Origin of the sequence: Acidovorax sp. LjRoot117, from assembly GCF_964252695.1 — a bacterium.
Taxonomy (GTDB): domain Bacteria; phylum Pseudomonadota; class Gammaproteobacteria; order Burkholderiales; family Burkholderiaceae_C; genus Acidovorax.
Genome location: NZ_CAXUPO020000008.1, coordinates 164,793 through 177,477, shown reverse-complemented (window position 1 = coordinate 177,477; position 12,685 = coordinate 164,793). Strand labels below are relative to the sequence as shown.

Sequence of the window (12,685 nt, the reverse complement as noted above, 5' to 3'; positions counted from 1 at the left end):
TGACGCCGCCTTGCTTCGCGTTGCGCCGTGTCGCAGTCAGGCCCCGGCGACATAGTCGAGAAAACCGGTCACTTTGCGCAGGCGGCCGTGTGCGTCGACCTCCGCCATATCCGTGCCGCGCGCCACGGGCTCTGCGCCATCGGCGGCCAGCGCCCACGAAAAGCGCACGACATCATGGTGCCCCTCGGGCGTGCCCAGCAGGGTGAAACGGTGACCCGCAAACCGCTGCTGCGCACCGGCGATCAATGCGGCCAGGCCATCGTGGCCCTGGCCTTCCATCATGGGGTCGCGGTACTGCACATCGCTGCTGAAAGTGCTGCGCACCAGATGGTCGCGCTGCGCGCCGTCGGTGGCGTTCCAGGCGGCGATGTAGCGCGCGGCCAACTCGGGGGCAACCGTGGCGGCGGTGGGGATGGTGGTGGCGTGCTCCGGGGTTTCGACGGTGTTCATGGCAAGGCTCCTTTTGAGGGTGTGGATACAGGTGGGTCGGCCGCACAGGACATGCGCGTGCGGCCTGGGGTCATTGTTCAAAAGGGCGTGAACGGCGTCGATGACCCGGCAGGTCATGCACGTCCCTATCATTGAGGACCTGGCCATTGCTGACCACCGTGCCCTGATGCGCTCAACTCCACCTCACGTTCGCCTCCTCTCACTGCAGGACCTGCCCGGCCTGCTGGCGGTGCAGCTGGCCTGCTACGGCGAGGGCTTTGTGGAAAGCGGCGAGGTCTTTGCGCGGCGCCTGGCCAGCCCCGCCAACTGCTCGCTGGTGCTGGAGCGGGCGGGCGTGGTGTGTGCCTACCTGGCCGCCTACCGGTCGGTGCGGAATAAGGTAACGCCCCTGCACGGCAGCTTCGAGGCGGTGCCGCAGCCCGACACGCTCTACCTGCACGACATGGCCGTGCTGCCCGACTGCGCGGGCCAGGGCCTGGCCCGCGCCCTGCTGCAGCCGATGTGGGACGCAGCGCGGGCGCAGGGCCTGCAGCACACGGCGCTGGTGTCGGTGCAGGGCTCGCAAGGCTACTGGGAGCGCCAGGGCTACGCCGTGCAGCCGCTGGCCGATGCGGTGCAGCGCGCGCGGCTGGCCAGCTATGGCGAAGGCGCGGTGTACATGGTGCGAATGCTGTAGGCAACTGGCGCCAAGGCAGCGCTGCCGTGGCCCCTGCGCGACAGCAGCATGTGGCGTGCTACAGAGGCTGTTGGCAGCACGTCATGCTGCCTCGTCATAATGCGCGCCATGCCCCACCGCTGGAAACCCAACGTCACCGTGGCCGCGCTCGTCGAGCGCGACGGCCGCTTTCTGCTGGTCGAGGAAGAGACCACGGACGGCCTCAAGCTCAACAACCCCGCGGGCCACCTGGACCCGGGCGAGTCGCCCATCCAGGCCTGCGCGCGCGAGGTGCTGGAGGAAACGGCCCACGACTTCGAGCCCACGGCCCTGATCGGCGTGTACCTGAACCGCTTCACCAAGACGCGCACCGGCGACGACATCACCTACATGCGCTTTGCGTTCGCGGGCACGCTGGGCACGCACCACGACTGGCGCGCGCTGGACACCGGCATCGTGCGCACGGTGTGGATGACGCCCGACGAGATCCGCGCCTGCCCCGAGCGCCACCGCAGCCCGCTGCTGCTGCGCTGCCTGGAGGACTACCTGGCGGGCCAGCGCTTTCCGCTGTCGCTGGTGCACACCGACATCTCGGTCACCGAGCCGGCGTCGCAGCAGGGCTAACTCAAGGCCCCGGGTGCGGGGGAGTTCACTCCGCCGTGAGCTTGCGCTCCTTGATGATGGCGGCCCACTGCGCGGATTCCTTCTTCATGAAGGCCGTGAGCTGGGCGCGCGTGGTGGGCTGGGGCGTGAGGCCGTGCTTGTTCAGCGCCTCCTTCACGCCCGCATCGTTCAGCACCTTCACGATCTCCTGGTTCCAGCGGTCCAGGATGGCGGGCGGTGTCTTGCCCGGGGCCACGAAGGCGTACCAGTTCAGCGCCTCGAAGCCGGGGTAGCCTGACTCCGCCACGGTGGGAATGTTCGGCAGATAGGCCGGCCGCGTGAGGCCCGTGGTGGCCAGCGGGATCAGCTTGCCGGCCTCGACATGCGGCATCGCAGTCGGTGGCGCAGCAAAGTACGAGGTGATGCGCTCGCCCAGCAGGTCCTGCAGCGCCGGCGCGCCGCCCTTGTACGGCACGTGGGTCATGTCGATACCCGCACGCTGGTTGAACAGCTCGCCCGCCAGGTGCGACGCCGAGCCCGCGCCGGTGGACGCAAAGTCCACGCTGCCGGGTTTCTTCTTGGACAGCTGCACGAACTCGGCCAGCGTCCTGGCGCCCGCGCCCTGGTGCACCACCAGCACGTTCGGAAAGTTCACCCCGCCCGACACCGCCGCCAGGTCCTTGAACGGGTCGTAGGTGAGCTTCATGAGGTGCGGCGCGATGGTCAGCGGCCCCACCGAGCCCAGCAGCAGCACCGTGCCATCGGGCACCGCATTGGCCACGAACTGGTGGGCGATGTTGCCGCCCGCCCCGCCCTTGTTGTCCACCACCACCGGCTGGCCGATGTTCTCGCCCAGCTTCTTGGCGATCAGGCGCGCGGCGGCGTCGGCCGCGCCGCCGGCGGCAAAGCCGACGACCAGGGTCACGGGCTTTTTGGGCGGGAAGTCCTGGGCGTGGCCGGCGCCACCCAGCAGCAGGGCGGTGGCGGTGGCGAGGGCGTGCAGGGCAGCGCGTTTTTTCATGGTGGTCTCCTTCATCGTGGTGTTGTGGATTCGTGTTGTCGTGTGGTTGTCGGTGGCGTCACCGCACACCGGGGCGCTTCGCCACGCCCGTGCTCAGTCGGCACCCAGTCCGATGGGGTGGGGCTGGCGCTTTTCCACCGCATGGCGCAGCAGCGCTGCGGTGCGGAAGATGCCGTGCGCGAACTTGCCGTAGGGCAGCGTGGCGAACAGCGCCATCACCGCGCCCAGGTGCAGGCACAGCATCAGCGCCAGGGCCGGCGTGCTGCGCGCCGCCCACAGTGCCAGGCCGCTGGTCGCGGTGAGGAACAGCAGCGCGATGAAGCCCCGGTCCATGGGCTTTTGCGCGGCATCGCCCTGCGCGGGGCGGCGGCGCAGGTTCAGCCACCACAGGCCCGCGGTGCCCAGCGCCAGGCTGATGCCGCCCACGCCGCCCAGCAGTTTGGGCAGGCTGGGCAGGTCGTACGGTGCGGCCTGGCCCAGCAGGTAGTGGTACAGCGTGGCCACGCTGGTGGCGGCAAAGCACAGCATGAAGCCGTAGAACGTGAGGTGGTGAAACCGCCGGCGCGACAGGGTGTACGCGTCGTCCTCGTTGTGGCAGCCCTCGCCGTGGCCGCCGTCCAGGTATTTCAGGCGCAGCACGGCATCGGTGGCCTCGGCGGTGGCGGGGGCGCTCAGCGGCGCACCGCTGGTGGCGGGCGTCACGTCGCGCCAGAAGCGGCGCACGCCCAGCGCCAGGGCCAGCGTGGCGAACAGGAACACCGGCGCGAACAGGCCCACCAGCAGGTTGTGCGGAAAGATGCCGTAGAAGCCGCCCTGGGGCGTGCTCCACAGCGCCGCCAGGCCCTGCCCGTGCAGCGCCACGGCCAGCACCAGGAACAGCGCCAGGCCTGCCGCCAGCGCGAGCGACAGCGTGAGGCCGTTGCGCTGGTACAGCGCGCCCAGCGCCGGGGGCCACGCGTAGTCCGCATACGTCTGGCCGCGCACCTGCGCCATGGCCTGCGGGATGTTCACCGCAAATTCGTGCGGCGGCGCGTACTGGCAGGCGTGCAGGCAGGCGCCGCAGTTGTGGCACAGGTTGGCGATGAAGTGGATGTCGGCCTTGGGGAATTCGAGCCGGCGCGTCATGGCCGGGAATACGGCGCAAAAGCCTTCGCAGTAGCGGCAGGCGTTGCAGATCTGCAGCTGGCGCGCCACCTCGGCTTCGGCGCCCGTCAGCGGCAGTGCAGGCACCACGTCGCCGTTGGCCAGCGCCCGGGCATCGCGTGTCAGGGCTTCAAGCGCTTGCATGGGGTACTCCTGTTTTTATAGCTGCTTGCGCTTGCTGGGCAAGCGGTAGGCCCTGTTTTGATGCCAAAGCCGCCTGCGCGCCCGCGATGCGGCCGAAGGCGGTGCCGATGCTCATGCCCACCCCGGCCGTGTAGCCCTTGCCCAGTACGTTGCCGGCCATCATTTCGCCGGCCACGAACAGGTTGGGGCTGGGCGCGTTGCCAAAGCGCACGGCGGCGGTCTCGTCGGTGTGCAGCCCCAGGTAGGTGAAGGTCACGCCGGGCCTCAGTGCATAGCCGTAGAACGGCCCGGTGGCGATGGGCCGCGCCCAGTGGGTCTTGGCGGGCGCGATGCCCTCGGTGTGGCAGTCGTCCAGCGTGGTGTGGTCGAAGGTGCCCGCGCGGCAGGCGGCGTTGTAGGTATCGAGCGTGTGCATGAAGGTGTCCACAGGCAGGCCGAGCTTTGCGGCCAGCTCGGGCAGGGTGTCGGCCTTCACGCCCGGGAACACGGGCGGCATGAAGCGGCCGATGGCCTGGCTGTCGATGACCGAGTAGCCGATCTGCCCCGGCTGCTGCGCCACCAGGCGCCCCCAGATGGCGTAACGCTTGGGCCAGAAGTCCTCGCCCTCGTCGTAGAAACGCTCGCCCTCGCGGTTGACCACCACGCCCAGTGACACGCAGTCGATGCGCGTGCAGATGCCGCCGTCGTACAGCGGCGCGCGCGCGTCGATGGCCACCATGTGGGCCTGCGTGGGATCGCCGATGCGGTCCGCGCCGTGGTCCTGGAGCAGGTGCTTGAGCAGCACGCCCCGGTTGTAGGCCGTGCCGCGGATGAGGAAGTTGTCCGACGGCCACTCGCCGCGCTCGTTCTGGCCCCAGGCCTCGCGCAGCCATTCGCGGTTGGACTCGAACCCGCCCGCCGCGAGCACGCAGCTCCTGGCGGTGATGCGCTCGCCGCCTGCCAGGTGCGCCGCGACGAAGCGGCCGTTGTCGATATCCAGGCGCTCCACCGGCGACTCGTAGCGCACCTGCACGCCCAGCGCCTCGGCACTGCGGTAGTAGGCATTGACCAGCGCCTTGCCCCCGCCCATGAAGAACGCGTTGGTGCGCGCCACATGCAGCGTGCCCGCCAGCGCGGGCTGAAAGTGCACGCCGTGGCGGCGCATCCAGGGGCGGCAGGTGGCCGACGCGCGGATCACCAGGCGCGCCAGGTGCTCGTTGGTCAGGCCGCCGGTGACCTTGAGCAGGTCCTGCCAGAACTCCTCTTCGGGATAGCTGCCGACCAGCACGTCCTGCGGCGCATCGTGCATGCAGCGCAGGTTGCGGGTGTGGGCCGAGTTGCCGCCGCGCCAGGCCCGCGGGGCGGATTCGAGCAGCAGCACGCTGGCCCCTGCCTCGCGCGCCATGAGCGCGGCGCACAGCGCGGCGTTGCCGCCGCCGATGACCAGGACATCCACGCTCATGGCCGTGGGCCCGTGCGGATGCGGCGGGTGCAGCCCCTGCTGCAGGCAGGCGTGGTGGGATGGGGTGTGGGGCCCATGGTGGTGTCTCCTGGCGGGGTCGCCGTGTCGTTCATCGTGTGACGGCGACTGTAGGGAGACGGCGGCCCGCCGTGCAGCGGGCTCAGGTCATGGGGGTATCACGGATCGAGATGGCAGCGTGGCCGTTGAGGGCGCGTGGCAGGTTCAGACGGTTGCGCCTTCGCCGCCGATCCAGGTCGTCCCGAACCACTGGCCGCTGGCGACCAGCTCGCGCACGCAGTCCGCCATGACCACGCGCGTGGCCAGCGCGGCGGGCGAGAGTTCTTCGTCCGGCAGGCTGCACAGCAGGTTCACGCGGCGGGCGGGCGCGTCGGTCAGGCGCGCGCACTGAAAGCGCTCGGCCGCGTCCGAGTAGCGGCCCATGGCGGCCCAGGGCTGCACGGTGGAGCCCAGGCCCGCGTCCACGGCGGCCATCACCATGGCCAGCGAGTCCACCTCCAGCACCACGTGCGGCGCCACGCGGTCGCGCGCAAAGGCGGTGTCGAGCGTGCTACGCAGGCCGTGCGGGCCGGTGGGCAGGATCAGGGGCTCGTCGCCCAGCTCGGCCACGGTCAGGGTGTCGGGCAAGGCGCGGCCGCCGGGGTTGCCAGGGCCTCGGCGTGCGCAGATGAGGAACAGGTCTTCTTCCAGCAGCGGCGCCATCTCCCAGCGCCGCGCGCCCGCGGCCTGCCGGGCCTGGTGCAGGCGGGTGTCGAACAGCACGGCCAGGTCCAGCTCGCGCGCGTTGAGCATGGCCGTGAGGTGGCCCGACATGCTCTCGACCATGTGCAGCCGCACGTCGGGGTAGCGCGTGCGCATGGCCTGCATCAGCGGCAGGCCCAGCACGCCCGCGGTGGTGGGCGCCAGGCCCACGGTGACGGTGCCCGACAGGCGTGCCTGCTGCGCGGCGCGCACGGCCTGGTCGGCATGGCGCAGGGTGAGCTGGGCCTCGCGGAAGAACGCCAGGCCCGCCTCGGTGGGCGTCACGCCGCGCGGCGTGCGCTGCAGCAGGCGCGTGGCCAGCTCGCCCTCCAGCCGGGTGATCTGCTGGCTGAGCGCGGACTGCACCACGTCCAGGTCCAGGGCGGCGCGGCTCATGGAGCCACGCTCCACCACGCGCACGAAATAGCGCAGTTGTCTCAGTTCCATCGCAGGGCCCCATGGCGAATGCCATCACGGTGTGTGATGGCGCGGATGTTCGCACACTCGGGTGGCACTGCTTTTTGGTGAAAAACGGGCCCTGCCGCTGGATGGGACAGCGCAAGCAGCTACTGTTTTTGTAGCGTGGTGACGTCAGGGAAGAATCGACGGCGCGCAGGTGCCATGCCGCCCGCATGGGCCAGAAAAGAAACAGGCTGCGCAGCCCCACCAGACGCTGCGCAGCCGGGCCTTGCGACCTCAGAAGCTGTGCATCACGCCGGCAGACACGCCGCTGGCCGTGCGTTTGTTGGCCGCGCCCTGAAAGCCGTTGCGCCAGCGCGTGTGGTCCAGCTCGGCGTACACCCGGGTGCGGCGCGACAGCTTGTACTCGGCAAACGCGACCATGCGGCCGTAGCCATCGTCGGCCGAGCCGGTGCGCTCGCGGTCCACCTTGTAGTAGGTGGCGGTCAGGTCCAGCAGCGGCAGGGCCGCCCAGGTGGCACCGGCCGAGAGCACGCGCTGCTCGGTGTGTGTGGCCGCACCGGTCTGCGCCTTGCTGCGCCCGGCGTTGGCCGCCAGGCGCACGGTGCCCCACTGGTAGGCCGCGCCCAGCGTCGCGCCGTCCAGCGAGCGGAGGTTGGCGTCCTTGAAGTTCTGCACAGCGCCCGACACGGTGAAGCCGCCGTCCGCATAGGCCAGGCCCACGCCGCGCGAGGACAAGGGCGAGGTCTGCGACGCCACCTCGCCCAGTCCCAGCATGGCCCGTGCGGTGAATCCGCCGAAACGGCCGGTGTACTTGATGGAATTGTCCAGCCGGTACGAGCCCGAGTTGGCGCCCGCGCTGCCGTACTCGATGCCCAGGCCGTGCTGGCTGAGCGCGGTCACGCCGATGTTGGGGTTGAAGCTGGCAAAGCGCATGGCCAGCGGGTCCACGGGCGATATGGCGTCGGCCAGCGTGGTCGTCTGCCGCCCCAGCGCCACCGTGCCCCACCCGCCCTGCAGGCCCACCCACGAGGCGCGGTCGAAGTATTTGCTGCTGTTGGCGGGCGCGCCGGTGTCGGCGTTGAGGCCGCTTTCCAGGTTGAACAGCGCACGCAGGCCGCCGCCCAGGTCTTCGGTACCCCGCACGCCCCAGCGGCTGGTGGTGTGGATGCCGCTGCCCAGGCTGCGGCTCGACCCCGGCGCGGGCGCGTTGGCGGCCGAGAGGCCACTGGCTTGGCGCACGCCCAGGTCCACCACGCCGTAGAGCGTGAGCGCGGAGGACGGGGCTGTGGTCGGTGCTGCAGGCATCGTCTGCGCGAAGGCGGGTGTGCAGGCCAGCAGTGCGCAGAGTGTGAAGGGCGCGGACAGGGCGTACGGCGCCGCGGTCTTTGTTGTCATGGTGTCTCCTCGGATCGGTGTGTTCTTTGGGGGGCGGGGTCAATCAGCCGTCAGTTGGGCCTTTTGCACCACGCCGCGCCACTTGGCGAGCTCCTGGCGCACGGTCATGGCCAGCGCTTCGGGCGTGCTGCTGTCCACCACGGCGCCCTGCTCTTCGATGCGGCGCGCGACGTCCTTGTCGGCCAGGGCGGCGTTGAGCGTTTTGTTGAGCTGCTCCACCACCGCCTTCGAAGTCTTGGCCGGGGCGAACAGCGCGTACCACTGCGTGATCTCCACGCCCTTGATGCCCGCCTCTTCCATCGTGGGCACGTCGGGCATCAGCGACGAGCGCTTGGGGCCGGCCAGGGCCAGCGCGCGCAGCTTGCCGTTCTTGACGTGCGAGGAGGCCGAGAACAGGCTGGGGAACATGACCTGCGTCTGGTTGGCCATGGTGTCGTTCATCGCCGGGGCCGAGCCGCGGTAGGGCACGTGCGCCATCTGCGCGCCGCTTTCGAGCTTGAACATCTCGGCCGAGAAGTGCGGCGCGGTGCCGTTGCCGGCCGATGCGTAGTTGTAGGCGGTGGGGTTCGCCTTGGTCAGCGCCACGAACTCGGCCACCGTCTTGGCGGGCACCTTGGGGTTGATCACCATCAGCGTGGGCGAGTAGCAGACCATGCCGATGGGCTCGAACTGGGTGATGGGGTCGTAGCGCAGCTTTTGCAGCGCGGGGCTCATGCCGTGCGTGCCGATGTAGCCGAACAGGATGGTGTGGCCGTCCGGCGCGGCACGGGCCACGAACTCCGCGGCGATGGCGCCGTTGGCGCCCGCCTTGTTCTCCACGATCACCGACTGGCCCAGCAGCTGGGACATCTTCTGGGCCACCACGCGGGCCATGCCGTCGTTGCCGCCGCCGGCCGCGGTGGGCACCACGAGGGTGATCGAGCGCTCGGGAAAGGCGGCGTGCGCAGCCAGCGGCATGCCGGCTGCGAGAGTGGCCAGGGCCAGCCCGGCGGCCAGCGTGCGCCGGCGCGAAAGGGGTGCAGAGGGCTGTGTGGGTGCAGTGTGGCGAGTCATGTCTTGTCTCCTGTGATGTAGGTATGGAATAGCGAAAGCGGAAAGCGGAAAGCGGAAGGGTTGAGGGTTGAAGAAGGGCGGCGCGGGACGTGCCCGCGGTACGCCGCGTTGCGTATCGATGTGCCCGCCGCACGGCAGTCCGGCAGTACGGTCTTTGGGCCGGGGACTTCAGTCGTGGGGCTCGAGCGTGTGGTGCGCCACGAACAGCGTGCCCTCCAGAATCTTTCGGGCCGTGCGCACCAGGGCGGCCTGCACCAGCGTGCAGTGCCCGTCCACCAGTGCGAGCTCCACGTCCACGTGGATGCGGCCGGCCGGGTGCAGCACCTCCACCCGGCGCGTGCCGGCGCTGGGCGCGGTGCGGGTGTCGGTGGCCACGGTGCCGGGCAGCACCATCGCGGCGGCCACGCCGATGGCGCCGGTCACTGCGTGCGAGCGGTGGCAGCGCCGGGGCGTGAAGTAGCGCGAGGTGATGCTGCCGGGTACCGTGCCTTCGGAGACGATCACCGGCTTGGGCAGCACGCTGTGGGACACATCGCCCATGCCCATGCGCAGCCCGGCTTCGCAGCGCAGGGCTTCGAGCCGGGCCAGCAGGGCCGTGTCGGCGTCGAGTTCGGCAGGCGTTTCGTCGCCGCGCAGGCCCAGGTCAGCGGCGCGCACCAGCACCATCACCTGGGCGGCGTCGATGCAGGTCACTGGCAGGCCGTGGAGGGTGTCGATGCGCTGGCCGGTCGGAAAGATCTGGCCCGTGACGGCGCCCCAGGCATCGAGGAAGTTCATCAGCACCGGGGCGGCCGTGCCCTGCACGCCGTCGATGTGCACGTCGCCTTCGTAGTGCACCCGGCCGCCGCGCGTCTGCACCTGCACGTCGATGCGCGAGCGGGTGTTCACGTTGTAGACCCGCACCCGCGTCACGTCGCCGGTGGCGCTGGTGGGCACCAGGCCTTGCTCGATGGCGAAGGGCCCCACGCCGGCGAGCATGTTGCCGCAGTTGGGGCGGGTGTCCACGCGGGCCTCGTCCACGCTGACCTGGGCGAAGAGGTAGTCCACATCGCAGTCGGCGTGCACCGACCGCGAGACGATGGCCACCTTGCTGGTCAACGAGTTGCCGCCGCCCAGGCCGTCGATCTGCAGCTCGTGCGGCGAGCCCAGGGCCGCTATCAGCGTGCGGTCACGCTGGGCGGTGTCCTGCGGCAGCCAGTCGGCCAGGAAGAAAGGGCCCCGGGAGGTGCCGCCGCGCATCAGAACGCAAGGAAGGTTGTAGCTCATGGGTCCGCATGGTGCGGCGCGGCGACTTGTTTGTGAATTGCATTGTTGGCAACGATTGATGCACGCTGTGCAATATATGCCGTGTGCTTTTACGTGCTGAAATGGCATCTGTAAATTGCAACTTTGCGAAGCATTGATGCACACGGAGCAATGGTTTTCGGGCCTTGGGCCCGCGTCCGCCGCACCTCTTTCAATTACCGCCAGAACGCCCAGCACCGCAGGACCGCCATGAACCAGAAATTCGATCTCGCCGACATCCAGGCCTTTGCCGCCGTGGCCGAGCTGCAGAGCTTTCGGGCCGCGGCCGAATCCATCCACCTGTCGCAGCCGGCCTTCAGCCGCCGCATCGACAAGCTGGAAGAGGCGCTGGGTGTGCGCCTGCTCGACCGCACCACGCGCCGCGTGACGCTCACGGCCGTGGGCCGCGACTTCGCGCGCAAGACGCGCGTGTGGCTCGACGACCTGGACGGCATGCTCATGGGGCTGGGCGACGTGGCGGCGCGGCGCATGGGCGAGGTGACCATTGCCTGCGTGCCCTCGGCCGTGTATTACTTTCTGCCGCAGGTGGTCAAGCGCTACCACGAGCGGTTTCCGAAGATCCGCGTCAAGGTGCACGACGCCAGCGCCAACGAGGTGCTGGTGGCCGTGGCGCAGGGCGATGCGGATTTCGGCCTCAATTTCATCGGCAGCCAGGAGGCCGAGATCGAGTTCAAGCCGGTGCTGGCCGAGCGCTTCGTGGCGGCCTGCCGGCGCGACCATGTGCTGGCGCGGCGCAAGAAGGTCAGCTGGGCGGAGCTGGGCCAGCACGACTTCATGTCGGTGGGCAAGACCTCGGGCAACCGCCTGCTGATGGACCTGGCGCTGGCCAACGTGCCCGACCGCCCCCAGTGCCTGTACGAGGCCAAGCACGTGACCACGCTGCTCGGGCTGGTGGAGGCGGGCCTGGGCGTGGCGGCGGTGCCCAGCCTGGCGATGCCGGGCAAGGACCACCCCACCCTCGTCAGCATTCCGCTGGTGGACCCGGTGGTCACGCGGCAGATGGGGCTGATCAAGCGCCGGGGGCGGTCGCTGTCCCCGGCGGCCCAGCAGCTGTATGACCTGCTGGTGGCTACGCGTACTGCGCGGCCGCGCAGCGCCGGGGCGTCCGCAAAAATACAATCGCAGGGATGACAGCATCCCCCAAGCAGCGCGTCGTCGTCGGCCTCTCCGGCGGCGTCGACTCCGCCGTGACCGCCCACCTGCTCAAACAGCAGGGCCATGAGGTGGTCGGCATTTTCATGAAGAACTGGGAAGACGACGACGACAGCGAGTACTGCTCGTCCAACATCGACTTCGTGGACGCGGCCGCCGTGGCCGATGTGATCGGCATCGAGATCGAGCACGTGAACTTCGCGGCCGACTACAAGGACCGCGTGTTCGCCGAGTTCCTGCGCGAGTACCAGGCCGGCCGCACGCCCAACCCCGACGTGCTGTGCAACGCCGAGATCAAGTTCAAGGCGTTCCTCGACCACGCCATGCGCCTGGGTGCCGAGAAGATCGCCACGGGGCACTACGCCCGCGTGCGCCAGAACGGGGCTTCGGGCCTGTTCGAGCTGCTCAAGGGGCTGGACCCCTCCAAGGACCAGAGCTACTTCCTGCACCGCCTGAACCAGGCGCAGTTGTCCAAGACGCTGTTCCCGGTGGGCGAGCTGCACAAGACCGAAGTGCGCCGCATCGCTGAAGAGATCGGCCTGCCCAACGCCAAGAAGAAGGATTCCACCGGCATCTGCTTCATCGGCGAGCGGCCGTTCCGCGAATTCCTGAACCGCTACATCAGCCACGAACCCGGCCCCATCCAGGACGACCGGGGCCGCACCCTGGGCAAGCACGTGGGCCTGTCCTTCTACACGCTGGGCCAGCGCCAAGGGCTGGGCATCGGCGGCATCAAGGAAAAGGGTGCCCAGCGCGGCGGCGGCGAGCACGAGCCCTGGTTCGTCGCCCGCAAGGACCTGGCCAGGAACACCCTGCGGGTGGTGCAGGGGCATGACCACCCCTGGCTGCTGTCGCACCAGCTCTCGGCCCAGGACGCCAGCTGGACGGCGGGCCACCCGCCGGCGCCGGGCGCCTACGCCGCCAAGACCCGCTACCGCCAGCAGGACGCGGCCTGCGAACTGAGCGGTGCACAGGCGGACGGCTTCGGGCTGCGCTTCGACCAGGCGCAATGGGCCGTGACGCCCGGGCAGAGTGCGGTGCTGTACGACGGCGAGGTGTGCCTGGGCGGCGGGGTGATTTCAGGCGCTTCGGACTGAAACATTTACACACCACGATAGTTGCAAAAAACTATTAAATTCAG

The 12,685-nt window shown here is 69.5% G+C and carries 12 protein-coding genes; 4 read left to right on the top strand and 8 right to left on the bottom strand.

Annotation, left to right across the window (positions count from 1 at the left end):
• Positions 1 to 36 precede the first annotated feature (36 nt).
• Positions 37 to 450, bottom strand: coding sequence for a nuclear transport factor 2 family protein (locus ACSQ3D_RS19775; protein WP_156370415.1), 414 nt, complete (start codon positions 448 to 450; stop codon positions 37 to 39).
• Positions 451 to 616: 166 nt separating this feature from the next.
• Here ACSQ3D_RS19775 and ACSQ3D_RS19770 point away from each other — a divergent pair, with 166 nt between their 5' ends.
• Together ACSQ3D_RS19770 and ACSQ3D_RS19765 are read left to right on the top strand one after the other, a co-directional pair.
• Positions 617 to 1,126, top strand: coding sequence for a GNAT family N-acetyltransferase (locus ACSQ3D_RS19770; protein ID WP_436128052.1), 510 nt, complete (start codon positions 617 to 619; stop codon positions 1,124 to 1,126).
• A gap of 108 nt (positions 1,127 to 1,234) precedes the next feature.
• Complete coding sequence (locus tag ACSQ3D_RS19765; protein ID WP_436128019.1) at positions 1,235 to 1,729, top strand: NUDIX hydrolase; 495 nt, start codon at positions 1,235 to 1,237, stop codon at positions 1,727 to 1,729.
• 25 nt (positions 1,730 to 1,754) lie between these two features.
• Here the strand turns inward: ACSQ3D_RS19765 and ACSQ3D_RS19760 are convergent, their stop codons facing one another.
• From ACSQ3D_RS19760 to ACSQ3D_RS19730, 7 genes are all read right to left on the bottom strand, one after another.
• Positions 1,755 to 2,729: a Bug family tripartite tricarboxylate transporter substrate binding protein gene (locus ACSQ3D_RS19760; RefSeq protein ID WP_436128018.1), complete on the bottom strand. Its 975-nt coding sequence runs from the start codon at positions 2,727 to 2,729 to the stop codon at positions 1,755 to 1,757.
• Positions 2,730 to 2,822: 93 nt separating this feature from the next.
• Positions 2,823 to 4,016 (bottom strand): tricarballylate utilization 4Fe-4S protein TcuB, encoded by a 1,194-nt coding sequence (gene tcuB, locus ACSQ3D_RS19755; RefSeq protein WP_436128017.1) that lies wholly within the window; start codon positions 4,014 to 4,016, stop codon positions 2,823 to 2,825.
• On the bottom strand, positions 4,003 to 5,457 hold the full coding sequence (gene tcuA, locus ACSQ3D_RS19750) for an FAD-dependent tricarballylate dehydrogenase TcuA (protein WP_436128016.1): 1,455 nt from the start codon (positions 5,455 to 5,457) through the stop codon (positions 4,003 to 4,005). Before tcuA ends, tcuB begins: the two co-directional genes overlap by 14 nt.
• A 222-nt stretch (positions 5,458 to 5,679) precedes the next feature.
• Positions 5,680 to 6,663 carry a LysR substrate-binding domain-containing protein gene (locus tag ACSQ3D_RS19745; RefSeq protein WP_436128015.1) on the bottom strand — a complete coding sequence of 328 codons (984 nt, stop codon included), beginning with the start codon at positions 6,661 to 6,663 and terminating at the stop codon, positions 5,680 to 5,682.
• Positions 6,664 to 6,912: 249 nt separating this feature from the next.
• Positions 6,913 to 8,034: a porin gene (locus tag ACSQ3D_RS19740; RefSeq protein ID WP_436128014.1), complete on the bottom strand. Its 1,122-nt coding sequence runs from the start codon at positions 8,032 to 8,034 to the stop codon at positions 6,913 to 6,915.
• 39 nt (positions 8,035 to 8,073) lie between these two features.
• Positions 8,074 to 9,087 carry a Bug family tripartite tricarboxylate transporter substrate binding protein gene (locus ACSQ3D_RS19735; RefSeq protein WP_396506410.1) on the bottom strand — a complete coding sequence of 338 codons (1,014 nt, stop codon included), beginning with the start codon at positions 9,085 to 9,087 and terminating at the stop codon, positions 8,074 to 8,076.
• 168 nt (positions 9,088 to 9,255) lie between these two features.
• Positions 9,256 to 10,353, bottom strand: coding sequence for a 4-oxalomesaconate tautomerase (locus ACSQ3D_RS19730; protein ID WP_436128013.1), 1,098 nt, complete (start codon positions 10,351 to 10,353; stop codon positions 9,256 to 9,258).
• 228 nt (positions 10,354 to 10,581) lie between these two features.
• Between ACSQ3D_RS19730 and ACSQ3D_RS19725 the strand changes: the two genes are divergently transcribed.
• Both ACSQ3D_RS19725 and mnmA read left to right on the top strand, forming a co-directional pair.
• Entirely contained in the window at positions 10,582 to 11,523 is a 942-nt protein-coding gene (locus ACSQ3D_RS19725; RefSeq protein WP_056410997.1) for a LysR family transcriptional regulator, read from the top strand.
• Positions 11,520 to 12,641: a tRNA 2-thiouridine(34) synthase MnmA gene (gene mnmA / locus ACSQ3D_RS19720; RefSeq protein WP_436128012.1), complete on the top strand. Its 1,122-nt coding sequence runs from the start codon at positions 11,520 to 11,522 to the stop codon at positions 12,639 to 12,641. Before ACSQ3D_RS19725 ends, mnmA begins: the two co-directional genes overlap by 4 nt.
• Positions 12,642 to 12,685 lie beyond the last annotated feature (44 nt).

Excerpts from the sequence above, each read along its gene's own strand:
- ACSQ3D_RS19735 (WP_396506410.1), bottom strand. The coding sequence starts at position 9,087 with ATGACTCGCCACACTGCACCCACACAGCCCTCTGCACCCCTTTCGCGC.
- ACSQ3D_RS19745 (WP_436128015.1), bottom strand. The coding sequence starts at position 6,663 with ATGGAACTGAGACAACTGCGCTATTTCGTGCGCGTGGTGGAGCGTGGC.
- ACSQ3D_RS19730 (WP_436128013.1), bottom strand. The coding sequence starts at position 10,353 with ATGAGCTACAACCTTCCTTGCGTTCTGATGCGCGGCGGCACCTCCCGG.
- mnmA (WP_436128012.1), top strand. The coding sequence starts at position 11,520 with ATGACAGCATCCCCCAAGCAGCGCGTCGTCGTCGGCCTCTCCGGCGGC.
- ACSQ3D_RS19775 (WP_156370415.1), bottom strand. The coding sequence starts at position 450 with ATGAACACCGTCGAAACCCCGGAGCACGCCACCACCATCCCCACCGCC.
- ACSQ3D_RS19760 (WP_436128018.1), bottom strand. The coding sequence starts at position 2,729 with ATGAAAAAACGCGCTGCCCTGCACGCCCTCGCCACCGCCACCGCCCTG.
- ACSQ3D_RS19740 (WP_436128014.1), bottom strand. The coding sequence starts at position 8,034 with ATGACAACAAAGACCGCGGCGCCGTACGCCCTGTCCGCGCCCTTCACA.
- ACSQ3D_RS19725 (WP_056410997.1), top strand. The coding sequence starts at position 10,582 with ATGAACCAGAAATTCGATCTCGCCGACATCCAGGCCTTTGCCGCCGTG.
- ACSQ3D_RS19765 (WP_436128019.1), top strand. The coding sequence starts at position 1,235 with ATGCCCCACCGCTGGAAACCCAACGTCACCGTGGCCGCGCTCGTCGAG.
- tcuB (WP_436128017.1), bottom strand. The coding sequence starts at position 4,016 with ATGCAAGCGCTTGAAGCCCTGACACGCGATGCCCGGGCGCTGGCCAAC.
- tcuA (WP_436128016.1), bottom strand. The coding sequence starts at position 5,457 with ATGAGCGTGGATGTCCTGGTCATCGGCGGCGGCAACGCCGCGCTGTGC.
- ACSQ3D_RS19770 (WP_436128052.1), top strand. The coding sequence starts at position 617 with ATGCGCTCAACTCCACCTCACGTTCGCCTCCTCTCACTGCAGGACCTG.